Genomic DNA, 22,882 nt, shown 5'->3' on the forward strand with positions numbered 1-22,882 from the left:
CCGGGCTTTGTATTCATCCAAACCGCAAGCTCAACCGATCAACGAATCCACTGCGGGATCGGCATCGCATCCACCGGCACGGTGCTGTCCTTGTCCTCGCGCAGGTAGTCGGGCAACTCGTTGTCCTTCTCGCGATGGCTGCGCAGATCGCGCACGATCTGGTAGTTGCGGCGCTGCATCCACGCATCGCGGGTCAGCGCGTACTCGTCCGGTGCCTGGTCGCGCAGCGAATCCAGCGACATCAGTTGCGAGCGCGTATCCACCAGCTGCAAACCCTGCAGGGCGAAGCGCGCACCGCTGTCGTCGACCTGGCGCAACGGCGATAGCGGAATGTCGCCGCCCAGGCCGAAGGTATCGCGCACGGTGCGCGGGCCGAACAGCGGCAACTCGAAGTAGCGCGAATTGCGCCAGCCCCACACACCCAGGGTCTGACCGAAGTCCTCGCTGCGGCGCGGGATGCCCGCCGCGGAGGCCGGGTCGAACAGACCGGCCACGCCCAGCGTGGAATTCATCACGAAGCGGCCCAGCGACTGCACCGCATACACCGGGTGGCCCTGCAGCAGCTGATTGACCATGGTCAGCGGCGTGCCGAGATTGTCGAAGAAGTTGGTCACGCCCAGACGGGCCGGACGCGGCACCACCTTGGTATAGCCGGTGGCCAAGGGACGCGCGACGCCGCGGTCCACCGCCAGGTTGAAGCGGTGCATGCCGCGGTTGTAGCGCTCCCACGGATCGTAGGACGGCGCGTCACCGGGTTGTGCCGGTGCAGCGTTGGCGCCGGCCTGCGGGGTGGTGGGGCCGTAGAGCGCAGCGAAGTCATCCTCGGCCGAGGTAGGGGCACCGGCCGTGCCGGCATCGGCGCTGGTCTGCTCGGCAGGCTCCGCCGCGGTGGCCGGCAGGGCGTCGGGGGCGGCAAAGCCGGCGGCGGCCGGCTGCGCGGTCACACCGGCATCGTCGCGTGCCGGCGCGGGCGTCGCATCCGGGGCGGACGCGGCCGCAGGCGGTGCGGGCTTCGGAGCATGGCTGGCACAGGCGCCAAGCAGCAGGCAGGCCAACAGGGAAAGGGGGCGAAGCTGGGTCATGGGGTGGCGCTCAGGCCTGGAAATCGAAAGTAGGGGACAAACGGTAGGCGGCACGCAATTCGTCCAGACCGGACGCTGCACCCACCACCGTGACAGGACCGGCACCGCTGCTGCGCACACGCGCAGCCAGTTCGGCCAGCATCGCCACGCCGGCACTGTCCAGGCGTTGTACACCCGACAGGTCCAGCGTGCGAATGCCGTCCAGCTGCGCGATCGCCTGCGGCCAGGCCGCAGTGACCGCGTCGCGGTCAAGCACGCCGGTAAGTACCAGCGTGTCGCCATTGCGTTGCACGGAGCTGTTACTTGCCATTGGCCGGTGCCGGACCGACCTGCAGATTGCCGCTACGCAGCTCTGCGGCGACCTTGGCGATGCCCTTCTCGCGCAGCGGGCCGTCGAACTGGGTCTTGAAGGTCTGCACGTAGGAGATGCCTTCGATCATCACATCGAAGATCTTCCACTGGCCGCCGACGTTACGCATCATGTAATCGACCGGGGTCGGGTCGTTGCCGGCGCGCAGCAGGTCGGTGGACACCTTGACGCCGCGGTTGCCCGGCAGCGCGCTCTCGGACTTGGCACGGAAGGTTGGCTTGCCTTCGAAGTTCAGCAGCGCGGTGCCGTAACGCTGCATCAGGTTGTCGGCCAGCGCATCGGCGAACAGCTTGACGTCCGCATCGGAGGCGCCACGGCCGTTGACGCCCAGCACCAGGCGGGCCGAGTAGTCGCGGTCGAAGGCCTTGTTCAATTCGCCATTGATGTACTGGCGCAGGGCGGCCGGGTTGCTGCGGAACTCGGCGCGGCGCTGATCCAGCGTGCTCAGGATGCGGGTGCTGCTGTCGATGACGGTCTTGGTCGCCGCGCCCTGCGCAGGCGCGCTGGCAGCAGCCGGCTGCGCCAGCACGGTCGCCGGTGCGCAGACCAACACGGTCGAGGCCAGGATGGCGGAAAGCAGGGTGGTCTTCATTGGTGTGGTTCCGTAGAGGGAGAAGCGGACTGGCCGGGCGCGGGCGCCTGACCATCGGTGGCAGCCGGGGCATTGCTGCCGCCACCGCCACCACTGAACATGTATTTGCCGACCAGCTGCAGCAGATCCACCGCCGGCTGGGTGAAGCCGATTTCCTCGCCCGGCTTGAGCGTCTCCGGGTCGCCGCCCGGCTGCAGCCCGATATAGCTCTCGCCCAGCAAACCGCTGGTGAAGATGCCGGCCGAGGTGTCGGCGGGCAGATCCTTGTATTTGTTGTCCAGCGACAGGGTGACCACCGAGTCGAACTTGGTCGGGTCCAGGCTGATGTCGGACACCTTGCCGATGGTCACGCCGCCGATCTTCACCGGCGCCTGCGCACGCAGCTGGCCGATCTGGCTGAAGCGCGCGGTCAGCGTGTACTGGCTGGAGCCGAAGCCCCAGCGCTGGTTGGTCGAGGCCACCGCCAGCACCAGCAGCGAGGCCAGGGTCAGCAGCAGAAAGGCGCCGACGGCGAATTCGAGTCGTGGTCCACGCATGACCATAGTTATTCCACTCACCTAAACAACATTGCAGAAAGGACGAAGTTGAACATCAGCACCAGTAGCGAGGCGTTCACCACCGCGCGGGTGGTGGCGATCGAGGTGCCTTCGATGGTCGGTTCGGCATGGAAGCCCACGTAGGCGGCCACCAGCGCGGCGGTGCCGCCGAAGATCGCCGACTTGAGCATCGCCACGCCGAAGTCGTCCCAGAAGTCCACGCTGTTGCTCAGCCCCGACCAGAATGTGCCGTTGTCGATGCCCAACACGTGTACGGCCTCGAAGTAGCCGCCGGTGATGGCCAGCGAGCAGAACACGCCGGTGAGCAACGGCACCGTCAGCACCGCCGCCCAGAAGCGCGGTGCCACCGCCTTGGCCACCGGATCGATGGCCATCAGTTCCAGCGCCTTGATCTGGTCGGTGGCGCGCATCAGGCCAAGCTCGGCCGCGATCGAACTGCCGGCCCGGCCAATGAACAACAGCGCGGTCAGCACCGGTGCCAGCTCGCGGTACAGCGACAGTCCCAGCAAGGTGGACAGCGCATCCGACGCACCATAGGTGGTCAGCGTGCGGTAGCCCTGCAGGGTCAGCACCAGGCCGACGAAGGCGCCGCCGACGGCGATGATCGGCAGCGAGCGCGCGCCGACCTTGTAGATCTCGCGCACCAGCTCGGCGATGAAGTCGCGCGTGGGCACCGAACCGCGCAGCACGGTCAGCGAGAACAGCCCGGCGCGGCCGAAGGCACGGATCGAGTCGACCATGGCCATCAGGCAGCACTCCGGTCGCGCCGCGGCGCCGCATCGAAGGCGATCGGGCCATCCGGCTGGCCATGCAGGAACTGCTGCACCAGCGGGTCGGTGCTGTCCTGCAACTGCTCGGGCGTGCCGGCGAACACGATGCCGCCATTGGCGATGACCACCGCCTGGTCGCTGATCGGCAGGGTTTCGTGCACGTGGTGACTGACGATGATGCTGGTCAGGCCAAGGCTGTCGTTGAGGCGCTGGATCAGGCTCATGATCACGCCCGAGGCGATCGGGTCCAGCCCGGTCAGCGGTTCGTCGTAGATCATCAGCGGCGGGTCCAGTGCCAGCGCCCGCGCCAGCGCCACACGCCGCGCCATGCCGCCGGACAGTTCGCGCGGCCAGGCATCGGCGGCGGCCAGCAGGCCCACCGCATGCAGCTTCATCTGCACCAGGCGCTGCAGCACCGGCGCCGGCAGGCGGGTGTGGGTGCGCAGCGGCAGCGCGACGTTGTCGGCCACGCTGAGGTCGGTCAGCAGGCCATTGCCCTGCAGCAGCACGCCGACATTGCGACGCATCTCCAGCAGTGCACGGTTACCATGCGGGATCGCGCTGCCGAACAGGGTGACCGTGCCGGCAACCGGACGCAGTTCGCCGGTCAGCGCGGCCAGCAAGGTGGACTTGCCGCTACCGGAAGGACCGAGCACGGCCGTGATGCTGCCGCGCGGCACATCGAGCGAGACGTCGCGCAGGATCGTGCGACCGCCGCGATCGATGCGGACACCGGACAACTGCACGACAGGGGATGCGGACGCCGTCATCGAAGCCTTTAACAGAATTCCAACGCGATAGAGTAGCCGTCATCCGGCTGAACATAACCGAACCGGCGCGTGCACTATTGTCGCATCCCTGCGCGGCGTTGCGGCCGCTGCTGGGTACCGGCCGTGTAACAGCGTGTCCTGCGACACAATCGAGACGCGTGCGTGCGCAGGACAGATGAAACGTACGCTGCAGCGGCCTCGCCTCTGCCCACTCCAGTACGGCCCGAACAGCGGCGCCACTCGCTGCGCGCCGGTCCTGGGCAACAGCGCAGCACGGCCGCATCCGGCACAATGCGCGTACGCATGCACGCCACTTCCGCGCCCGATTTCCGCCTCTATCCCTCAAATGCGCTGGATACGTTGGCTGCCCTGCTCGCACAGGAGCTGCGCCGGCCGGTACCGCAGCAGCCGTTGCTGCAGCCGGAGGTGGTGCTGATCCCGCAGGTGGCGATGCGGCGCTGGTTGCAGTCCACGCTGGCGGCCGAGCATGGGGTTGCGGCCAATCTGGAATTCCTCACCCCGGGCGAATTCGTCGCGCGCGCGCTGGACTGCAATCTCGGCCCGGCCGACGACGACCTGGACATGGCCACCACGCAGTGGCGCCTGTACACCGCCTTGCAGGCCGATCTGGGCGGCGATGCGGCGTTGGCGCCCCTGGCCGGGTATCTGTCCGATGGCGATGCGCTCAAACCCTGGGCGCTGGCCGGCGAGCTGGGCAATGTGTTCGAGAAGTACCAGGCCTGGCGACGCGACTGGTTGCTGCGCTGGGAAGGCGGCGCCGACCCCGATGATCCGCAGGCGCGGCTGTGGCGCAGCATCGCCACCGGCCGGCAATACCGCGCGCGTCGCATCGGCCAGTATCTGGATCGCTACGCGCGCCCGGACGGCCCGCTGCCGCAGGGCTTGCCCAGGCGCCTGTTCGCCTTCGCCATCTTGAATATTTCGCCCGACGTGCTGCGCGTGCTGGCCACGCAGGCGCGCGTGGGCACGCTGCATTTCTACCTGCCCACGCCCACGCAAGGTTACTGGGGCGACCTGCAAACCCTGTGGCAGCGCCGTCGCGAAGACGGTGCGGTGCAGCTGTTTGCCGAGCAGGTGCAGGAAAACCCGCTGCTGCAGGCCTGGGGCGCGGCCGGGCGCGACTTCATGGCATTGGTCGGCGACTACGAGGTGGTGCACCCGCTGGCCGAGATCGCCGCCTACGCCGACCCGCTGGAGTCCGGCCGCCGCGCACTGGCTGACGGCGGCCTGGGCGACAGCCTGCTGCGGCGCATGCAGAGCGACCTGTTCCATCGCCGCGCGCCCAGCGTGCCTGCCGCGTTGCCGGCGGTGAATCTGCACGACCCCAGCCTGCAGGTGCACGCCTGCCACACCCGTCTGCGCGAGCTGCAGGTGCTGCACGACCAGCTGCGCGCCTTGCTCGACGATGCGCGCTTCGACCCGCCGCTGCAGCCGCGCGAGATCGCGGTGCTGTCGCCAAATATCGACCCGTACGTGCCGTACCTGGACGCGGTGTTCGGCAGCCACGGCAACGACGATGCCTTGCCGTACGCGCTGGCCGATGCCAGCCCGTTGGCCAGCGAGCCGCTGGCCGAAGTGTTCCTGAGCTTGCTCGGCCTGCCGATCGCACGCTTCGGCCTGCACGAGATCCTCGACCTGCTCGCCAGTGCGCCGATCGCCGAGGCCGCCGGCCTGGACGAAGCCGGGCTGGAACGTCTGCGCGGCTGGCTGCATGCGGCCGGCGCGCGCTGGGGGCTGGATGCGGCGCACCGGCGACAGCATCAGGCACCGGGCGACGACGCCTACACCTGGTGCTTCGCGCTGGACCGGCTGCTGCTCGGCCATGCCAGCGGCACCGACGACGATATCGAGGGTGTGGCGCCCTGGCCGCAGCTGGAAGGCAGCGCGCTGGCCGCACTGGATATCTTGTTGAAGCTGCTGCGTGTGCTCGAACGTCACCAATCTTTATTGGCTGAGGCGATGACGCCGGTCGAGTGGCGCGAGCGGCTGCTCGGCCTGCTGGAGGCATTGATGCCAAAAGCGCCCTCGGCACCACGCGCGCAGCGCGCGCTGGATCGGCTGCGCAGCTTGATCGACCAATTCGCCCGCGACGCAGTGCGCGCCGACTACGCGGGAACCGTGCCAGCCGAAGTGGTGCGCGCGCATTTTGCCGCGGTGCTGGGCGAGTCGGACACGCGCGCGCCGCTGCTCACCGGCGGCATCAGTTTCGGCCGCATGGTGCCGATGCGCTTGCTGCCATTTCGCGCGATCTGCCTGCTAGGCATGAACGATGGCGACTTCCCGCGCCGCGACCCGGCCGCCGGGCTCAATCGCCTCACTGCCGAGTTGGGCACCGAGCGTCGCCGCCACGGCGACCGCTCGACCCGCGAAGACGATAGGTTCCTGTTCCTGCAGTTGTTCGCCTCCGCGCAGGACGTGTTCTACCTGAGCTACCTCGGCGCCGATGCGCGCGACGGCAGCGCGCGCGAACCGTCGGTGCTGGTCAGCGAGTTGCTGGGCAGCGCCGTGCAGTACCACGCCGACCCGGCGGCAATCGACACGCTGGTGGTGCACCACCCGTTGCAGCCATTTGCCGCCGCCGCCTTCGGTGCGCCGGGCGATCACGGCGCCGACCCGCGCCGTTTCAGCTATCGCCGGCAGTGGCGGCCTGCGGTGGACAGCCTTACCGGCCAGCGCCAGCCGCTGGCGCCGTGGGTGGCCGGCGCGTTGCCGGCCGATGACATCGCAGTGCCGGCCAGCGTGTCGATCGACGAACTGCGCCGCCTGTTCGCCGACCCGGCCGGGCAGTTCCTGCGCCACCGCCTGGGAATGCGCCTACCGGATCCGGCCGGCGAAGACAGCGATCTGGAACCGCTGCTCGCGCCCACGCGCGGGCTGGAGCAATACGGCCTGCAGCAGCACGTGTTCGACGCCGCGCTGGCCGGCGACACCGAGCGGCTCTACGAGCGTCTGCGCGCGCGCGCGTTGCTGCCGTCCGGGCCACTGGGGCGACGCCAGCTCGATGAGCGGGTGGCGCAACTGCGCCCGTATGCCGAGGCATTCCGGCACTGGCGCGGCGAGGCGCCGGCGCAGTCGCGCCGGTTGCAGGTGCAGATCGGCCAGACCGAGGTGCACGGCCGCGTGCCCGGCTGGTATGCGAGCGGGGTGGGGCGGGTGCAGGTCGGCGCGCTCAGCGGCCGCAGCGCGATCCGCCACGGCCTGGAATGGCTGCTGCTGCGCGCCGCCGGCGAGCACGCGCCGTACGTGCGCTTCTTCGAAGACGAAGACGGTTTGGGCCCGCATCCCATCGACGCCGAACCGCTGTCGCAGACGCAGGCGCAGGGTGCGTTGGCCGCCCTGCTGCAGGTGTATCGGCAGGGCTTGCAGACGCCGCTGGCGTTCGCGCCCTACAGCAGCTGGAAATATCACCAGGCCGCGCGCAGCGACGACCTGGACAAGGCCATCAAGGACGCTGCCGGGCAGTGGCAGTCCAGCTTCGGCTGGAGCGAATCGCACAGCCCGGAACTGCGCCTGGTCAACCGCGGCCGCGACCCGTTCGCTGACGCGCAGCGCTTTGCCGATTTCGCCATCACCAGCCACCGCGTGTACGACCTGCTCGAGCGCGGCAACGCCGATGCCACGCTGGATCCGGAGCGTCTGACCGAGAGCTGGCGCCACTGGCATGGCGCGCAGGAAGAGGCCGGATGAGCCCCAGCCCGGTCACCGACCCGTATCTGCACCTGCCGCTGCATGGCGTACGCCTGATCGAGGCCAGCGCCGGCACCGGCAAGACCTTCACCCTGGCCACGCTATTCACCCGGCTGGTGGTCGAGCGTGGGCTGCGCATCGGCCAGATCCTCGCCGTCACCTTCACCGAGGCCGCCACCCAGGAACTGCGCCGCCGCATCCGCGAGCGCCTGGTGCTGGCCGCGACGCTAGTCCCCGACGCCCCCGTAGGAGCGGCCCCGGCCGCGACCGACCTCGCCGACGACCCGTCGCGGCCAGGTCCGCTCTTACACGAAGCGCCCGACGCCCTTCTCGCCACGCACCTGGCCACTGGCACCGAAACACCCGCGGCCCCCGTAGGAGCGGCCTCGGCCGCGACCGACCTCGCCGACGACCCGTCGCGGCCAGGTCCGCTCCTACAGGACGCGCCCGACGCCTTTTTCGCCACGCACCTGGCCACTGGCACCGAAACACCCGCGGCCCCCGTAGGAGCGGCCCGGGCCGCGACCGATCTCGCCGGTGACCCGTCGCGGCTAGGTCCGCTCCTACAGGACGCGCCCGATGTGCTGCTTACGCGCGCCATCCTCGCCACCCACCTGGCCACCGGCACCGAAACACCCGCGGCCCTGCGCCGCCGCCTGCAACAGGCGGTGGAAGAAATCGACCTGGCCGCCGTGTTCACCATCCACGGCTTCTGCGCGCGTGTGCTGCGCGAGCATGCGCTGGAAAGCGGCCAGGCCTTCGCCGCACCGGAACTGCTCGCCAACGACCGCGAATTGCTGGGCGAAGTCGCCGCCGATCTGTGGCGCCAGCGCGCCGCCGATGCGGCAATGGCCGAAGACCTGATCGCGCTGTGGTCGGGCGGCCCGGAGGCACTGGCCAGCGATCTGCGCGCACTGGTGCGCCATCCAACGCTGTTGCCGGCGGCCGCCACGACAAACGACGATTCCGCTGCGCTGCTGCAAGCGGTGCAGGACGCCAGCGCCGCACTGGCCGCCGCATTCCAGGCGCACGGCAGCGCGTTTTTCGACACCATCATGGCCGCCATCGACGGCGGCATCCTGAGCAAGGTCAGCTACAAGCCCGAGTGGCTAACAGCGTTGTGGCACTGGTTCGACAGCTTCGCCGCCGCGCCCTCGGTCAACGCCGCCCCGCACGCCAAGCTGATCAAGTTGACCGCTGCGGAACTGGCCGCCGGCACCAACAAGAAGTTCGTCGAGCGCACGCCGGCCTCGCCGCTGAGCCACGAGATCGATGGCTATCTCACCGCGCTGGCCGGTGTCGAAGCATGGCGCACACGTCGCCGCATCCGCCTGCTGCACGCATTGCGCGACGACGCCATCGCACGGCTGGCATTGCTCAAGCGCCAGCGCCGCGTGCAGACCTACGACGACCTGGTCGATGGCGTCGCGCACGCGCTGGAAGGCGCGCAGGCGCAGGCGCTGGTCACGCGGCTGCGCGCGCAATACGCCATCGCGCTGGTGGACGAATTCCAGGACACCGACGACCGCCAGTGGGCGATCTTCTCCAATGTGTTCGGCGAAGGCCCGCGCGCGCGCGCCGCCGGCCTGGAGCCGGCGCTGTTTCTGATCGGCGACCCCAAGCAGGCCATCTACGGCTTCCGCGGCGGCGACGTGCGCACCTATCTGGCCGCCGCCGTCACTGCCGAACTCGCCCCGCCGCTGAGCCACAACTTCCGCTCGCGCCCCGGCGTGCTGGCGGCCATCGACGCGCTGTACGCGCAGGCCGGCTACAGCGATGCCTTCCTCACCGACGGCATCGCCTTCCACCCGGTGCAGGCCGGCACCAAGCGCGTGGATGCCGATCTGCAACGCGATGGCGTCACCGCCCCGGCATTGACGCTGTGGCGCGCACCGGAACCGCCGCTGCCACCTGCCGCGGCAGCGGCAAAAACCAAGCAAGCAGGAAAGCCCAAACCCTGGAGCGCCAACCGCGCCCGCGAGCTGGCCACCGCCGCCTGCGTGGCGGCGATCCGTGGCTGGCTGGCCGGCGGCCGCGACGGCACCGCCACCGTCAATGGCCGCCCGGTGCAGGCCGGCGATATCGCCGTGCTGGTGCGCAGCCACGGCGAGGCCACGCGCATGCAGCAGGCGCTGGGCGCGGTGGGCATCCCCGCCGTGGCGGCCGGCAAGCAGAGCCTGTTCGCCACCGACGAGGCGCTGGAGCTGCTGGCCCTGTTGCAGGCCTTGCTCGACCCGGGCGACGACAGCCGCCTGCGTGCCGCGCTGGCCACCGTGCTGATCGGCGCGGATGCCGCCGCCATTGCCGCGCTCGCACACGACGGCGAGCGTCACCGCCGCTGGCAGCAGCAGGCGCTGGACTGGCGCGAGCGCTGGCAGCGCGGCGGCCCGCTCGCCCTGATCGGCGACCTGGGCGCCGCGCACGGGCAACGCCTGCTCGCCCTGGTCGATGGCGAGCGCCGCCTCACCAACTACCTGCAGCTGGCCGAACTGCTGCAGGAAGCCGACGCCCGCGCGCTCGGCCCGCACGGCCTGGTCGACTGGCTGTCGCGCCGCATCGCCAATGCCGACGACAACGACGAAGCCCAGCAGCTGCGGCTGGAGTCGGACGCGCGCCGCGTGCAGATCGTCACCCTGCACAAGAGCAAGGGCCTGGAATATCCGCTGGTGTTCCTGCCGTACATCGGCATCGGCCGCAGCGACAAGGGCGCCGGCCGCCATTGCGTGCTGCATGCGCCGGAGCTCGGCCGCCAGCTGCACTGGAAGACTGATAAAGACGACCCGACCTGGAGCGCCGCCGAAGCGGCCTGGAAGCAGGAACAACGCGCCGAAGACGCACGCCTGCTCTACGTCGGCCTGACCCGTGCCGAGCACGCGCTGTGGATCGCCAGCGGCCCGTTCCACCAGCACGAGCGCACCGCACTGTCCGGCATGCTGCGCGCGCTCGATGCGCTGCAGGGCGCGGCCGGCGAGGGCGCAGTGGTGGTGGACACGTCCACGCCGCCCACCAACCTGCCGCGCCTGCCGCCGCCGGTCGAGGCGCAGGTGCCGCCTGCGCGCGCGCCGCAGCGGCATATCGCCCCGGACTGGTGGGTCTACAGCTTCACCCAGCTGGCCAATGCCGATGCCGGCGCCGCCACCGACCCGATGGCCAGCGCCACGGTGGTCGGCAGTGGCGGCAGCGACGAGCCCTCCGGCAGCGAGGCCGTTGCGGTGGCCGCCGAGGTCGACGCCTTCGACCCGCGCTTTGCCGGCAACCGCTTCGGCGTGGTGATGCACGACGTATTCGAGCGTTGCGACTTCGCTGCCTGGCAGGCCTGGCGCCCCGGCCTGCCCGCACCCGAGGGCCAGGCTGCCGCCATCCTCGAGGCGCTGCAACGCGGCGGCTACGTCGAGAAGGAATGGGACGACGGCCTGGCCATGCTCACCGCGCTGATCGGCCACACCCTCACCGTGGCCCTGCCCGAAGGCACCACCCTGGCTGCCGTGCCCGAGCCGCAGCGCCGCAACGAGATGGAATTCCATTTCGCCATGCGGCCCACCCGCGTCGATGCGCTGCTCGCGTTGCTGCACCGGTTTGGCGTGGTCGGCGACCGCCAGGCCTTCGGCGCGCGCCAGCGGCTGGAAGGCCTGATGACCGGCCTGATTGACCTCACCTACACCGTGGACGGGCGCTGGTACGTGCTCGACTACAAGTCCAACCGCCTGCCCAGCTACGACGCCGACGCCCTGGCCCGCGCCATGGCGCACAGCGAGTACGAGTTGCAGGCGCTGATCTACACCGTGGCCCTGCACCGCTGGCTGCGTTTCCGCCTGGGCGATGGCTACGACTACGCCCGCGACTTCGGCGGCGTGCGCTACCTGTTCTGCCGCGGCCTGGACGCCACCCGCAACCCCGCAGCCGACTCCAGTTCTATCCCCGGTTCCGGTTCTGACTCCGGTTTCGACTCCGACTCCGACTCCGTCAACGGCGCCAGCGCCAGCGCCGCCTCCGATTCCGACCCCGTCAATGGCGCCAGCTCCATCTCCGATTCGGGTTTCGACTCCGACGCCGGCTTCGACGCCGTCAACCGCGCCACGCCCGCACCCGGCATCCACGCCTGGCGCTTCGACCCGGCGCTGGTCCAAGCCCTGGACGCCCTGTTCGCCGGCAGCGCCCCGGAGCCGACATCCAGCAACCCAGGCACGCCCGATGCCCGCTAGCGCACAGCCCCTTACCGCTGACGCACCAAAGCCCCGCTCCCCCCGGGGCGATAAGGCACTGGTTGCGCGCCACCGGCGCGCGTGCCTTGGCGCGCCCGCGCCGCTGGCGCGGGCTGGGGCGCGGAGCGGGGGGTGGGGTGAGGGTACGTCCGCCGCCGAAGCATCCAAGCCATGACCCAACAGACCGCACGCCCGATCAGCGCTGTGCGCACGTCCGGCTCCCCTCGGGGCGGGCAGACCCCGCTTGCGCACACTGGCGCGCGTGCCTGGCAGTGTCTGCGCCGCGCCGCGCGGGCCGGGGCGCGCAGTGGAGGTTGGGGTGAGGGCGCCTGCGCCCAGAAGGCGTCCACCCCATGAACCACCCAACCCTCTTCAACGCGCTGATCAAGGCCGACGCCCTGCGCCCGCTGGATCTGGCCTTCGCCCAGAGCCTGCAACGCCTGGCCCCGGACACCGACTCCCAGGTATTGGCCGGCGCCGCACTCGCCTCGCTGGCCGTCACCAGCGGCCACGCAGGGCTGGACCCCGCCCGCGCCGGCATGCTGCTGGACACGCGCGAGGGCCCAGCGCCCGCACTCCCGGACCCCACCGATTGGCAACGCACCCTGGCCGCCTCGCGCTGGGTCGACCAACCGAATCCGCAAGATCCCGCCGCCGCCGACTGCCCGCTGGTGCTGGAACGCGGCCTGCTCTATCTGCGCCGCTACCGCGAGTACGAGCGCCGCCTGGCGCTGGGCCTGCAACGCATCGCCGCCCAGTCGCCGCCCCTGTTCGACGCAGCCACGCTAGCCCCGCTGTTCGCCCAGTTATTCCCGAACGCCGCCGCCTCATCCCCTCTCCCCCCGGGAGAGGGTGCCCGAAGGGCGGGTGAGGGCGCGGGCCTGCCCGAGCCATCCATCTACCGAGAAGGCACGGCCCCGCCCAAGCCATCTCACCACCCAGACCGCCAGGCCCAGGCCGCCGCCCTGGCGCTGCGCCGCAGCCTGCTGCTGGTCACCGGCGGCCCCGGCACCGGCAAGACCACCACCATCGCCCGCCTGCTGCTGCTGCGCATCGCCCAGGCACACGCAGCCAACACCCCGGCCCCGCGCATCGCCCTGGCCGCGCCCACCGGCCGCGCTGCCGAGCGCATGGCCGAAAGCCTGCGCCTTGCGGTCGCGCGCGCCATCGCCGGCGGCATCGACCCGGCCCTGGCCGATGCCCTGCCCAGCGGCGCCAGCACCCTGCACCGCCTGCTCGGCGTCATCCCGGATTCCCCGCAGTTCCGCCATCACGCCGACAACCCGCTGCCGTTGGACCTGATCGTCGTCGACGAAGCTTCCATGGTCGACCTGCCGCTGATGTGCAAGCTGGTCGAAGCCGTCGCCGATGGCACCCAGCTGATCCTGCTCGGCGACGCCGACCAGCTGCCCTCGGTGGAAGCCGGCGACGTGCTCGCCGCCATCCTGCAGGCCGCCGGGCCCGGCGATGCCCTGCAGCCGCAGGACGCACAGGCGCTGCAAGCACTGCTCGGCAACGCGCCCGGCGACACCACGCCCGCCGCCAGCCACGGCGGCGGCCTGGCTGGCCACCGCGTGCACCTGCTGCGCGGCTACCGGCAGGCGGACGACTTTGCACTGGCCCCGTTGGCCGACGCCGTGCGCGCCGGCGACGCCGACACCGCCCTGGCCCTGCTGCGCAGCGGCGAGCTGGCCGGCGTGCACTTCCACGAAGACGGCGAAGACCCGCTGGCCCTGGGCCGCGACGCGCTGCTCGCGCACTGGCGCGCGCTGGCCACCGCTCAAGACCCCGCCGCCGCATTGCGCGACGCAGGCCGCCTGCGCCTGCTCACCGCGGTGCGTGCCGGCCCGCAGGGCGCGCGTGGTCTCAACGCGCGCATCGAACAACTGCTGGCCGAGACCGGCTCCGGCGCCCGCCGTCTCGGCGGCGCCTCGCCCTGGTTCCAGGGCCGCCTGCTGCTGATCACCGAAAACAGCTACCGCCACGGCCTGTTCAACGGCGATGTCGGCATCTGCTTGCCAAGCGCACCCAATCCCACTGCGGTGCGCGATGACGCAGATGCGTTCTTGGCGCGCAGCGAGACGAACGCTTCTCCACGGCCCGGCGAAACCGCGCACTCTTCCGGACGCAGCGGCGCGCATTCCGTTGCAGCACGCAGCGACGCCGGTCCCAATGCCGGCCAAGCCGGGCAGGGCCCCTTGGTCGCTTGGTTCGAAGGCGACGGCGACGGCCAGGTGCGCGGCTTCCACCCCGCCGCACTGCCCGCGCACGAAAGCGCCTTCGCCATGACCGTACACAAGGCCCAGGGCAGCGAATTCGACACCGTCTGGCTGCAACTGCCCACCCGCGACGCCCGCGTGCTCAGCCGCGAACTGCTCTACACCGGCATCACCCGCGCCCGCCGCGCCCTGCACTTGGCCGGCAGCGAAGCGGTCATCCGCAGCGCGCTCGCCCGGCACGCCGCGCGCATCTCTGGCCTAGCGTGGCGGTTGGGTGCGCAGCAGCAGGCGGCACCCGCCAAGCCAGCAACAGAACCAGCTACTGCGTTGCCCGTGCAGGGTTCGTTGTTCTGATGGACGCGAGCCGGCGCAATGGCAACATCACTTACGGCAGAACGGCACGTTCGCCTATCACCATCACCGGGCATGCCCGGATAGCATCATGGACGAAGAAAAACTGGTTGTGCGGTATCGCCAGCATGGGAGGCATCAATGGCGAAAAAGCATGAAATTTCGCTCGTCCGCTCGTCGGCGGCCGAATACCTGACCTTCGTGGCCGCCGCAGGCGAGGGCGGCGTGCAGGCGGCGTATGCCGACGAAAACGTCTGGCTGACGCAGAAGATGCTGGCCCAGCTCTACGATGTCGAAACCCACACCATCAACTACCACCTGAAAAAGGTGTTCGCTGACAACGAGTTACAGCCAGATGCAGTTATTCGAAATTTTCGAATAACTGCCGCCGACAGCAAGAGCTACGACACCAAGCACTACAACCTCGCGGCCATCATTGCCGTGGGCTACAAGGTCAATTCCGAGCGCGCGGTGCAGTTCCGCAAGTGGGCCACCACCATCATCGAGTCCTTCACGATCAAGGGCTTCGCGATGGACGATGAGCGCCTGAAGAATGACGGCACGGTGCTCGGCAAGCGCTACTTCGAAGAGCAGTTGCAGCGCATCCGCGAGATCCGTCTCTCCGAGCGCAAGTTCTACCAGAAGATCACCGACATCTACGCCACCGCCCTGGACTACGATGCCACCGCGCAGGCAACCCAGCGGTTCTTCGCCACAGTGCAGAACAAGCTGCACTGGGCCATCCACGGGCAAACCGCAGCAGAAGTCGTCTACCACCGAGCCGATGCCGGCAAGCAGCACATGGGCCTGACCACCTGGGCCGATGCACCGCGCGGGAAGATCCAGAAGTTCGACGTGGCGGTTGCCAAGAACTACCTGACCACCGGCGAGATGGCGCAGTTGCAACGCCTCGTATCGGCCTATCTGGACCTGGCCGAGGACATGGCACTGCGGCAGATTCCGATGACCATGCAGGATTGGGAAACACGTCTGAATCGTTTCATCGAAGCAACCGACCGGCAGGTGTTGCAGGACGCAGGGCGCGTCACCGCCGAGATCGCCAAAGCGCATGCGGAAAGCGAGTTCGAAAAGTACCGCATCGTGCAGGACCAGCTGTTCGTGAGCGATTTCGATCGCGTGTTGCAGCAGCTTGATGCAGGAGACCGGGTGGACGGTGCCGACGAGGACTTGCGCTAGGGAAGCTCTGAACAACTCCTCGATAGACTTCTGATCGACGCCTGAGGTTGGAGCCATCACGCGTAAGTGATTGATTTTCAGCAACGGAGATTGTCGTGATCAAGCGAAATCCCAAATTCGCTCGCAACGCCAAGAGTTGTTCAGAGGTTCCCTAGACGGTGATGTGGGAAGCGCCAAAGCGTCAGGTCCCCAACCGCGCGCGATAGTGCACGTTGGATTGAAAGATCGCTCCGAGGATGAATCGCGACTAGCGTCTGCCCAGGAGTCGCCCGCCACGGTGGTTCCGCCCGTCCAGGGCTCGTACCCCAAGCCGGAGAGATGGCATGAGAACTGACGACAAAGAAGCGCTTGCGCGTAAGAGGTGAATGATGAAGGCGATATGGGTTCTTGGGATTCTCGCGCTGTCAGCCTGCTCCAGCGCGACTGCGGCTGGGAGGCTGGAGATCAGACTCCAAAACAGACAGGCAGCGCATACAGCGACAGCTGGAGCATCCGTCTCAGTCACGATGGCCAACGCAGGTGACCAGCCCATCGAGCTACCTGCCTCGTATGTTCCAGACGTAGACAAAGGCGGGGTGTTGCAGACCAATCTGTTCAAGGTCCTGCAAGAGGACGGCAGCCCCGTCGACTATCGCGGCATCTATGTGCACAACGTCCGAGGTTCCACGCCATCTCTTGTCCTGAAGCCGGGGCAGTCAATCGTCAGGACGATCAATCTGTCATTGAGTTACCAGATCATGCCTGGGCGCAATTACTCGGTCGGGGTACACCCACCTATACGTTATCGGGAGCAGCAGGAATCAAAGAGTAAAACCACCTCAGCCGATATGACGTCGCTGAAGACTGCTACATCCAACATCATCGAGATCACGCCTCGATAGGTCTGCGATGTATCGGCGAACTTGCGCCTGGCCCCAGCGTGTCGAGGTGTAGCGGATGATCCCGCGCAGATCGGCTTCGGCTGCGTCGGTGAGGACGTAGCCGTGCATCAACCGCGACGGCCCTCGGCCAATTCTTCATCCAGGATGGTGCTGACGCTCTTGGTAGACACGTTGCCAGCAAGGCCTTGCTCGACACGTCCCCCAAGGAGGGTTTTCAACTCCTGCCATGCCTGATCGGCGTTTACGTCGCCAGGAAAGAGACGTTCAAGCGCGTATTGCTTGATGGTCTTGCCCTGCAGAGCCGCCAGCGCCTTCAGGCTCTGATGCTGCTGATCGCTCAGATCGATGGTCAAACGGCTCATGACGCGCTCCTAAATCCATACAAACCCACATTAGCGCATCTGGGCTGGTTGACCGATTGCAGAGCTTTGGGACCCCAGCTCGGGTGACGCCGTGCAGTGTTTTGACGGAAACTGCGCTCCCGAAACAGGACCGCACCGATGGACCGACGTCGCCGCAAACGGATGGAGCGCTATTGGGCGCGGGCAGAAGCCAAGGCGCATGCAGCGGTTGACCGGTTGGACCCGGAAAGCTGGTTCGACCTGTGGCATACGCATGTGGACTGGAATGGCCGCGGCCACTCCTGTGTTGAGCATCGGCAGATGGTCAACGCGGTGGCAGTGCGTGTGCTGTGCTACCTGGAAGCACGTCTGGCGCAACGTGGTGCAGCGGTGCAGCTGTGGGCACACCTCAGTGAGGACACGATGGATACGGGCATTTACGCGCACTCTACCAATCCGAATGGCACGAGCTTCCCCACCGCCTTTCCCAACCTGGATTGGCAACTGGCTCTGCCTGCCGAGGTCGCAGCGATCCTGCCCGCCACGCATCGGGCCGGCACCGCGTCATGCGATGGCAGTACTTGGTATGTCGTGCAGCGTCAGCCAGCCATGGTCGGCCCGGAGGCACGTCAATGAGTTCCGACGACAAAGCCCATCGCACCGCATTGCGTTATGCCGTCGGTGCTCGTCAGCCGCGTGTGGCCAAGGCGCCCGTCACCGGCGCCGCCTATCGGCTAGCGCACGCCTGCTTCGGTTGCCGCAGAAGTTTCAAGATCGCTCCGCGCGAGCAGGTGGCCCCCTGTCCTGGCTGCGGTAACGCGCTGTGCGTGATGGGGCGTTCGTTCAAGGCACCCCCGGCCCGCAACCAAGCGCAATGGCGCAAGGTCGAGCGCTTGTATCGTGCTGGCTTTCGGTTCTTCAATTACCGCAGCCACCCGTGCGTTGCTCTCCCAGCCAAGCTGTCGGAGGTCGATCGCTTCATCCGTGATAACCCTGAGCACCCATTACGCCTGGGCGGTCATTGAGGCTGGCACGGCGTCACACCGCGAGGCCAGGCCTGCGCCTGACCTCGTCTGCCGTCTGGCAGGCCGGGCGGCTTACTTGCCCTTCTTTTCCTGCTTGGCCGCGCGCTTTTCCTTCAGCGTCTTGGTCGGCTCTTTCTTCTGGCTCTTCTTCTGGTCCATCCCCTTGCTCATGACACCCTCGTAGTTGCTGGATTGATCGGTCGGGCAGCGCCATGACCCTGGCGTGCCTGCGCACTGTACGGCTTGCGCGGGGTGGAATGGCAGCGGCAGCGCAAGGCCGGGCGACGGGCGGTGTGTCCGGCCCGGCGTCTGCGCGACGCAGCATGCGCCGGCAGCCCCCCGGCGTTGCCGGCTGGCCCACAAACGCAAACGCCCGCGTGCGACCGGCAAGGTTTGCATGCGGGCGCTGGCGACAGCGGCGGCCTTATTTGGCCGGCACGCGCTGGTACTGCTCGCCACCGGTGTTGAGGTGGCCGTTGGTCGCGTCGATAGCGAAATTCACCGTCTCGCCATCGTTGGTGACCTGCAGCGCCCCGTCCTTGTAGACCGCCGGGTAGCTCTCGGTCTTGGGCTTGCGGCTGAAGAACTTCGGCGTGGTGCTGCGGACCATGAAGGTCTCGCCATTGCGCTCGATGTCCATCGTCTCTTCCTGCGTCTGTACGTTGACCCAGTGGCCGACGAACTTCTCGCCCTCCTCCTTGGCGCAACCGCTCACCAGCAGTGCCGCGGCCAGCGCGGTACCCATCCACTTCATCATCGTGTGTTCTCCAGTTGAGTCTGGAGCCGAGGATGGCGGGTGGGTGATGTATGGGAGGTCAAGGTTTGTTCGCGGCGGGGCGTTGATACAGGAGTCCCCGGATCGGTCACCAATAACCCCGCATGTCGTCAGAGAGATACTTGATGGAATGGAAAAAAGTACTTGTGCTTCTGATAAAAGCGGGCAAGATGCGAGCTTTAGTTAAGACACCCGCATCTTGTGATTTTGATTCGCACGGATTAACGAAGGAAGTAATTGGGGCGCCGTAATGACAGCCAGATGTGTTGCAATAATAAATATGAAGGGGGGCGTCGGTAAGACCACGCTATCCTTTAATCTGTCGCAGTATCTCGCTGAGATGAGAGGGAAGCGAGTTCTTTTAATTGACTTGGACCCACAGGCAAATGCAACCGTTGTTTCAACCGATTCAGATCGCTATAAAGAACATTTGCAAAATAAGAAAACCATAGCAGATTTGTTCGTCGATGCTTTTGCTCATGTTGGTCCCATCAAGCCGTCCGCTGTTGGGATTATAGAGATGGATAATTATAAGTATAATGTATACAGCGATAGTAAGGGCGGGTTGTTTGATCTAGTGCCATCTGAGCTGATATTAAGCTCAGTCTTACGTGGTGTATCCATCGGGCCATATGATTTAGAAGCTCTCGTTACCGAAAAAGTGAGAAAAAAATACGATTTTATTTTTATTGATTGTGCGCCTACCTATTCTTCGCTTACAAGCATTGCACTTAATACAGCTAAAGCTGTTCTTATCCCCATGATTGCGGACTCATTTGGTGCGCATGGGACCAATTTAATGAAACAAGTTCTTGCAGAACACAAGCATGATTACGGTATCAGTCCGGTAATTGTTGGCGTGGTCTTTACAATGTATGCCTCTGATATATCTTCTCAGCGCACAATGGCGAATGAGATCATTAAAGAATGGGGGCCGCAATCGGTTTTCCGCACAAAAATTCGCAAGAGTGAGTGGTATCGAGTGGCTGCAGGAAAGCGAACAGCAATCTGGAACACTCCGGCACATGCAGAAACAAAAAATGAATTTGAGGAATTCATAGAAGAGTTCATCGAGAAGGTTTCTGTATGAACCGGTATATTGAAAAATCCCTACATGAAATTGCCGCATATACAAAATCTGCAACAGAAAATGAGGAGCGGATCGTCAGCGAGATACTGGAAGCGCTAGTGACAATCTTAGCTTCAAGGCCTTCATCTGTGCGCGAAGATACGTTAAAAAAGATTGAGCGCTATGTAGGGCAGCGTGCGAGAGGAGTTAGCGAGAATCCACAAACACCGGACCAGTTGCTTCTTGAAGTATTGCGGAGTAAATCATCTACACGTCTTTATAGTGAGCATACTTTGCGAAGAATTCATGCGCCATTTTGGAAGACCCTGGAAAAGGTTGCTGACAGCTGGCACCCCAGTGAACTTACTCACCTGCTGAGCTATGCAATGCATGCTCATGTTCTGAATGAAACGGAAAACAAAATTGCGCCTAAAACCGTCGTAGGGATTTACCGGCAGTACTTCAAAGATTTACGTGTACAAGAACGAGATGCTATTTTCCGTTATTTGCTCGATATGTTCTCGGCGGAGCCTAATTTTCGGCGTGCTGTCCGTGATAATGAAGTTCTAAGATGAAAATTCCATATTACAATAAGCGTATTGAGTTGGAGTTCGAAATATATGCTCGCGAGCTTAGAGAGCATGTAAATAGCTGCACAAATGAAGGCGAGGTAAAGCTTGGCGCTCAACGAGCTTACCGGCTCTTCTTTCCCCTATTCCTAACACTTCATTGTTTTCAATCACTTCGTGGTCTTTCTCATCCGACCCAGCAAATCCTGCTGACACGTATGCAACGACTCCAAAATAAGAAGGGATTTGTCGAAGCATTGCGTCTGCCGCAGCTTCCAGATGAATTGCACGCTGCAGTACTAGACTCACAGATCGAAATGCGATTCACGCATTTTCTGAAGGAAATGTGGTCTGACAGCTTACTGTGTCTTAACTCAATATTTCTTTGTAATTATCGTGGGGCATACATTGCCTTGCGCTGCATGCTAGAAGACTTATACAGACATCTCTACTATAAAGATCATCCCCAAGAATATTTAGATATGCTTGAAGGAGATGCGGAATCCGACCATGCTCGCGTAGCGCCTGTAGCACTTCGTGATTATCTTGCTGGTACGAGTTATCTAAGCCTTTACAGGAAGGTCGATACGACTTTTAAAAAGAAGACTGACGAAACAGAGTTCGACTTATTTTCTATGAACAGTCAGCTATATAGTTCTACGTCGGCCTACGTCCATGGCTCAAAATTCATATCAATGAATGCGTTTAAGGATAACGGTAGTGCTGTTCGTCGCGCTAATGAGGAACATGAACTATGTACCACGGTATCTAAATTCGTCAAAATGGCTACAGCGTTTCTTCTGGCCGCTCATCTTGACGACTATCGAAGAATGAATGAATACGATAAATCTATTTCATTCTTGGCATTTTCTAGCGATGAGAAGCATGCGCTAAGGCGGCTTCTGAACATATAAATTTGGAAGAATATGCGCAGAACAAGGTCAGAAAAGACGGGGTCAGGTTCATTTAAGAAGTTCCTCTGCACTTCGGGAACTGGATGCAGCCTAGGAAGTTCTCGCCGGTGCGCCGATTTGTTCTCTGCACCAGCGCGCTGCTGCAGCGCGGGCAGCTTGGGATCGCAACGGCCGCGGAGGCAGTGGAGTCAGGTGAAGCAAAGATAGGCTCCATGCGCGCCGATGTGACCGTCGGCTGCGCTGTGGTTTGTTGTTGCACCGCTCCTATCATTTCCAGTAACTGCTCGCCGCCAATCAACTCAATCGGCTTGCCTTCGGCAAAGCGCTCGGCATTTTTCGTGTAGGTACCGATACAGGCGATCTTTACTGCATGGGCCTGGTGATGCGCGAGCAGGCCGAACATTTCCCGCACTACGCTGACGCCGACTTGCTGGCGCTTCGACTGTTTGCATTGCACAAGCGTGCGGCGGTTGTCCTTGCGCAGGATCAGGTCGATGCCGCCGTCGGCGCCGCCCAGGCCGGTTTCTTCGACGCTGTAGCCCTGGCGGCGAAACGCTTCGCCCACCAATTGCTCGAACTGGCGCCAGCCGCCGGCGGACAGGCTCTCCAGGGTTGTGCGCGTCTCCAAAAAGCGCCGCCGGCTGCGTGTGCCCAGGTAGGAGAACAGCGCGGCAAGCCAGCAGACGCCGAGCAGCATCCACGCCAATGGCGCGAGCATCCCGCTCGATTGCTGGGCAATGCCCTGCGAAAGCATCCCGCCGTGTTGAGAAAACCACCAGCTTATGCCGTAGCGCACCGCAAGATACGCAGCGACTCCTGCAATCAAGCCAGCCGGCCACGGCAATGCAGCCAATGCTTCAAACCCGGTTTGCTTCTTTCTGCGTCCCATGCAAGAACCCCCGTCCCAGCTTCGACCATAGCCGCTGCAACAGGTTTTGTCAGCAGAGCATCTGCGCCGTTGCGAGCAATCTCCCACCAGACATCAGCCTCACGCGCTCGAAAGTGAGAAACCAAATTCTTGCCCCACCGCTTGAGGCCGCTTATGCGTCCATCAGCGCGCTCGCGTGCGTCGGAGTATTAATGCCCTCGCGAAACCTCAGGGCCAAAGCTATTTCGTGCACTCTCATACCATCCGGGGCGGCGGAGTGATCGATTGTTCGCGCTGCTGCTCTTGTTGCTGGGACTGTTGCTGCCGCTGTGTCTCACCTAAGGACTGCAATTGCGCCAGAGACTGTTCAACCGGCTGTGCAATGGCGTCGTTCGTCTTCATGTGCGCCATCTTGTGCGCGGGATCGTTCAACGCCCCCTCTACAACGAACAGGTTCTCGCCTTGTCGCACAGACTTATAGTTCTCGCTCAGCACGACATGATCGATTCTTGTCAGCCCATTCTCTTTAGCTAAGAGCGGCTAACAAAACCCTTGAATTCTGTTGAGTCGGCGACAACATTGCCGGCATGACACGTCGCAACGAGATCCCTAGTGCGCTTTG

General features: G+C 65.0%; 20 protein-coding genes and 1 pseudogene. 10 read left to right on the forward strand and 11 right to left on the reverse strand.

Going from position 1 to position 22,882, the window contains the following annotated elements; genetic code table 11:
- Positions 1-38: 38 nt before the first annotated feature.
- The 6 genes from XarbCFBP7408_RS17665 to XarbCFBP7408_RS17690 are packed head-to-tail and all read right to left on the reverse strand — an operon-like array spanning position 39 to position 4,141.
- A complete protein-coding gene (locus XarbCFBP7408_RS17665) occupies positions 39-1,082 on the reverse strand; it encodes an MlaA family lipoprotein (protein WP_104564066.1) in 1,044 nt (347 codons plus the stop codon).
- Between the two features lie 10 nt (positions 1,083-1,092).
- Positions 1,093-1,392, reverse strand: a complete 300-nt coding sequence (locus tag XarbCFBP7408_RS17670) for an STAS domain-containing protein (protein WP_104564067.1) — start codon at positions 1,390-1,392, stop codon at positions 1,093-1,095.
- Positions 1,382-2,044: an MlaC/ttg2D family ABC transporter substrate-binding protein gene (locus tag XarbCFBP7408_RS17675; protein WP_104564068.1), complete on the reverse strand. Its 663-nt coding sequence runs from the start codon at positions 2,042-2,044 to the stop codon at positions 1,382-1,384. Before XarbCFBP7408_RS17675 ends, XarbCFBP7408_RS17670 begins: the two co-directional genes overlap by 11 nt.
- Positions 2,041-2,586 carry an outer membrane lipid asymmetry maintenance protein MlaD gene (gene mlaD / locus XarbCFBP7408_RS17680; protein WP_104564069.1) on the reverse strand — a complete coding sequence of 182 codons (546 nt, stop codon included), beginning with the start codon at positions 2,584-2,586 and terminating at the stop codon, positions 2,041-2,043. The genes XarbCFBP7408_RS17675 and mlaD overlap by 4 nt, the downstream gene beginning before the upstream one ends.
- An 11-nt stretch (positions 2,587-2,597) precedes the next feature.
- Positions 2,598-3,347 (reverse strand): MlaE family lipid ABC transporter permease subunit, encoded by a 750-nt coding sequence (locus XarbCFBP7408_RS17685; RefSeq protein WP_016902129.1) that lies wholly within the window; start codon positions 3,345-3,347, stop codon positions 2,598-2,600.
- Complete coding sequence (locus XarbCFBP7408_RS17690) at positions 3,347-4,141, reverse strand: ABC transporter ATP-binding protein (RefSeq protein ID WP_054592475.1); 795 nt, start codon at positions 4,139-4,141, stop codon at positions 3,347-3,349. Before XarbCFBP7408_RS17690 ends, XarbCFBP7408_RS17685 begins: the two co-directional genes overlap by 1 nt.
- 303 nt (positions 4,142-4,444) lie before the next feature.
- On the opposite strand from XarbCFBP7408_RS17690, the gene recC reads away from it, so the two are divergent.
- The 5 genes from recC to XarbCFBP7408_RS17715 all read left to right on the forward strand — a co-directional run bounded on the left by recC (position 4,445) and on the right by XarbCFBP7408_RS17715 (position 16,699).
- Complete coding sequence (gene recC / locus XarbCFBP7408_RS17695) at positions 4,445-7,849, forward strand: exodeoxyribonuclease V subunit gamma (protein WP_104564070.1); 3,405 nt, start codon at positions 4,445-4,447, stop codon at positions 7,847-7,849.
- Positions 7,846-12,051: a UvrD-helicase domain-containing protein gene (locus tag XarbCFBP7408_RS17700; protein WP_104564071.1), complete on the forward strand. Its 4,206-nt coding sequence runs from the start codon at positions 7,846-7,848 to the stop codon at positions 12,049-12,051. Before recC ends, XarbCFBP7408_RS17700 begins: the two co-directional genes overlap by 4 nt.
- Positions 12,052-12,404: 353 nt before the next feature.
- Positions 12,405-14,624, forward strand: a complete 2,220-nt coding sequence (gene recD, locus XarbCFBP7408_RS17705) for an exodeoxyribonuclease V subunit alpha (RefSeq protein WP_104564072.1) — start codon at positions 12,405-12,407, stop codon at positions 14,622-14,624.
- Between the two features lie 138 nt (positions 14,625-14,762).
- On the forward strand, positions 14,763-15,818 hold the full coding sequence (locus XarbCFBP7408_RS17710) for a virulence RhuM family protein (RefSeq protein WP_047126549.1): 1,056 nt from the start codon (positions 14,763-14,765) through the stop codon (positions 15,816-15,818).
- Between the two features lie 506 nt (positions 15,819-16,324).
- A complete protein-coding gene (locus XarbCFBP7408_RS17715; protein ID WP_258072193.1) occupies positions 16,325-16,699 on the forward strand; it encodes a hypothetical protein in 375 nt (124 codons plus the stop codon).
- Here XarbCFBP7408_RS17715 and XarbCFBP7408_RS23535 read toward each other — a convergent pair.
- Together XarbCFBP7408_RS23535 and XarbCFBP7408_RS17725 are read right to left on the reverse strand one after the other, a co-directional pair.
- Positions 16,637-16,807, reverse strand: coding sequence for a type II toxin-antitoxin system RelE/ParE family toxin (locus tag XarbCFBP7408_RS23535; protein WP_181106868.1), 171 nt, complete (start codon positions 16,805-16,807; stop codon positions 16,637-16,639). The genes XarbCFBP7408_RS17715 and XarbCFBP7408_RS23535 overlap by 63 nt on opposite strands.
- A complete protein-coding gene (locus tag XarbCFBP7408_RS17725; RefSeq protein WP_104564074.1) occupies positions 16,807-17,061 on the reverse strand; it encodes an antitoxin in 255 nt (84 codons plus the stop codon). The genes XarbCFBP7408_RS23535 and XarbCFBP7408_RS17725 overlap by 1 nt, the downstream gene beginning before the upstream one ends.
- Before the next feature lie 138 nt (positions 17,062-17,199).
- On the opposite strand from XarbCFBP7408_RS17725, the gene XarbCFBP7408_RS17730 reads away from it, so the two are divergent.
- Together XarbCFBP7408_RS17730 and XarbCFBP7408_RS22460 are read left to right on the forward strand one after the other, a co-directional pair.
- On the forward strand, positions 17,200-17,676 hold the full coding sequence (locus XarbCFBP7408_RS17730) for a hypothetical protein (RefSeq protein WP_258072192.1): 477 nt from the start codon (positions 17,200-17,202) through the stop codon (positions 17,674-17,676).
- Positions 17,673-18,065 (forward strand): hypothetical protein, encoded by a 393-nt coding sequence (locus XarbCFBP7408_RS22460; protein ID WP_146093783.1) that lies wholly within the window; start codon positions 17,673-17,675, stop codon positions 18,063-18,065. The genes XarbCFBP7408_RS17730 and XarbCFBP7408_RS22460 overlap by 4 nt, the downstream gene beginning before the upstream one ends.
- Before the next feature lie 424 nt (positions 18,066-18,489).
- Here XarbCFBP7408_RS22460 and XarbCFBP7408_RS17740 read toward each other — a convergent pair whose 3' ends face one another.
- Complete coding sequence (locus XarbCFBP7408_RS17740) at positions 18,490-18,822, reverse strand: hypothetical protein (RefSeq protein ID WP_102252942.1); 333 nt, start codon at positions 18,820-18,822, stop codon at positions 18,490-18,492.
- 268 nt (positions 18,823-19,090) lie between these two features.
- On the opposite strand from XarbCFBP7408_RS17740, the gene XarbCFBP7408_RS17745 reads away from it, so the two are divergent.
- From XarbCFBP7408_RS17745 to XarbCFBP7408_RS22470, 3 genes are read left to right on the forward strand one after another with little or no spacing between them, the layout of a single operon-like run.
- Positions 19,091-19,930, forward strand: coding sequence for a ParA family protein (locus XarbCFBP7408_RS17745; RefSeq protein ID WP_104564075.1), 840 nt, complete (start codon positions 19,091-19,093; stop codon positions 19,928-19,930).
- Entirely contained in the window at positions 19,927-20,484 is a 558-nt protein-coding gene (locus tag XarbCFBP7408_RS22465) for a hypothetical protein (protein ID WP_146093784.1), read from the forward strand. Before XarbCFBP7408_RS17745 ends, XarbCFBP7408_RS22465 begins: the two co-directional genes overlap by 4 nt.
- Positions 20,481-21,392 carry a hypothetical protein gene (locus XarbCFBP7408_RS22470; protein ID WP_146093785.1) on the forward strand — a complete coding sequence of 304 codons (912 nt, stop codon included), beginning with the start codon at positions 20,481-20,483 and terminating at the stop codon, positions 21,390-21,392. The genes XarbCFBP7408_RS22465 and XarbCFBP7408_RS22470 overlap by 4 nt, the downstream gene beginning before the upstream one ends.
- A gap of 52 nt (positions 21,393-21,444) precedes the next feature.
- On the opposite strand, the gene XarbCFBP7408_RS17750 is transcribed toward XarbCFBP7408_RS22470, so the two are convergent.
- Positions 21,445-22,281 (reverse strand): restriction endonuclease, encoded by an 837-nt coding sequence (locus XarbCFBP7408_RS17750; RefSeq protein WP_104564076.1) that lies wholly within the window; start codon positions 22,279-22,281, stop codon positions 21,445-21,447.
- A 234-nt stretch (positions 22,282-22,515) separates the two neighbouring features.
- Positions 22,516-22,794: pseudogene (locus XarbCFBP7408_RS17755) on the reverse strand (XVIPCD domain-containing protein); the annotation flags it as partial.
- Positions 22,795-22,882: the final 88 nt, after the last annotated feature.

Origin of the sequence: Xanthomonas arboricola pv. guizotiae, from assembly GCF_002940205.1 — a bacterium.
Lineage (GTDB): Bacteria > Pseudomonadota > Gammaproteobacteria > Xanthomonadales > Xanthomonadaceae > Xanthomonas > Xanthomonas arboricola_C.

Excerpts from the sequence above, each read along its gene's own strand:
- XarbCFBP7408_RS17665 (WP_104564066.1), bottom strand. The coding sequence starts at position 1,082 with ATGACCCAGCTTCGCCCCCTTTCCCTGTTGGCCTGCCTGCTGCTTGGC.
- XarbCFBP7408_RS17670 (WP_104564067.1), bottom strand. The coding sequence starts at position 1,392 with ATGGCAAGTAACAGCTCCGTGCAACGCAATGGCGACACGCTGGTACTT.
- XarbCFBP7408_RS17675 (WP_104564068.1), bottom strand. The coding sequence starts at position 2,044 with ATGAAGACCACCCTGCTTTCCGCCATCCTGGCCTCGACCGTGTTGGTC.
- mlaD (WP_104564069.1), bottom strand. The coding sequence starts at position 2,586 with ATGGTCATGCGTGGACCACGACTCGAATTCGCCGTCGGCGCCTTTCTG.
- XarbCFBP7408_RS17685 (WP_016902129.1), bottom strand. The coding sequence starts at position 3,347 with ATGGCCATGGTCGACTCGATCCGTGCCTTCGGCCGCGCCGGGCTGTTC.
- XarbCFBP7408_RS17690 (WP_054592475.1), bottom strand. The coding sequence starts at position 4,141 with ATGACGGCGTCCGCATCCCCTGTCGTGCAGTTGTCCGGTGTCCGCATC.
- recC (WP_104564070.1), top strand. The coding sequence starts at position 4,445 with ATGCACGCCACTTCCGCGCCCGATTTCCGCCTCTATCCCTCAAATGCG.
- XarbCFBP7408_RS17700 (WP_104564071.1), top strand. The coding sequence starts at position 7,846 with ATGAGCCCCAGCCCGGTCACCGACCCGTATCTGCACCTGCCGCTGCAT.
- recD (WP_104564072.1), top strand. The coding sequence starts at position 12,405 with ATGAACCACCCAACCCTCTTCAACGCGCTGATCAAGGCCGACGCCCTG.
- XarbCFBP7408_RS17710 (WP_047126549.1), top strand. The coding sequence starts at position 14,763 with ATGGCGAAAAAGCATGAAATTTCGCTCGTCCGCTCGTCGGCGGCCGAA.
- XarbCFBP7408_RS17715 (WP_258072193.1), top strand. The coding sequence starts at position 16,325 with ATGGCCAACGCAGGTGACCAGCCCATCGAGCTACCTGCCTCGTATGTT.
- XarbCFBP7408_RS23535 (WP_181106868.1), bottom strand. The coding sequence starts at position 16,807 with ATGCACGGCTACGTCCTCACCGACGCAGCCGAAGCCGATCTGCGCGGG.
- XarbCFBP7408_RS17725 (WP_104564074.1), bottom strand. The coding sequence starts at position 17,061 with ATGAGCCGTTTGACCATCGATCTGAGCGATCAGCAGCATCAGAGCCTG.
- XarbCFBP7408_RS17730 (WP_258072192.1), top strand. The coding sequence starts at position 17,200 with ATGGACCGACGTCGCCGCAAACGGATGGAGCGCTATTGGGCGCGGGCA.
- XarbCFBP7408_RS22460 (WP_146093783.1), top strand. The coding sequence starts at position 17,673 with ATGAGTTCCGACGACAAAGCCCATCGCACCGCATTGCGTTATGCCGTC.
- XarbCFBP7408_RS17740 (WP_102252942.1), bottom strand. The coding sequence starts at position 18,822 with ATGATGAAGTGGATGGGTACCGCGCTGGCCGCGGCACTGCTGGTGAGC.
- XarbCFBP7408_RS17745 (WP_104564075.1), top strand. The coding sequence starts at position 19,091 with ATGACAGCCAGATGTGTTGCAATAATAAATATGAAGGGGGGCGTCGGT.
- XarbCFBP7408_RS22465 (WP_146093784.1), top strand. The coding sequence starts at position 19,927 with ATGAACCGGTATATTGAAAAATCCCTACATGAAATTGCCGCATATACA.
- XarbCFBP7408_RS22470 (WP_146093785.1), top strand. The coding sequence starts at position 20,481 with ATGAAAATTCCATATTACAATAAGCGTATTGAGTTGGAGTTCGAAATA.
- XarbCFBP7408_RS17750 (WP_104564076.1), bottom strand. The coding sequence starts at position 22,281 with ATGGGACGCAGAAAGAAGCAAACCGGGTTTGAAGCATTGGCTGCATTG.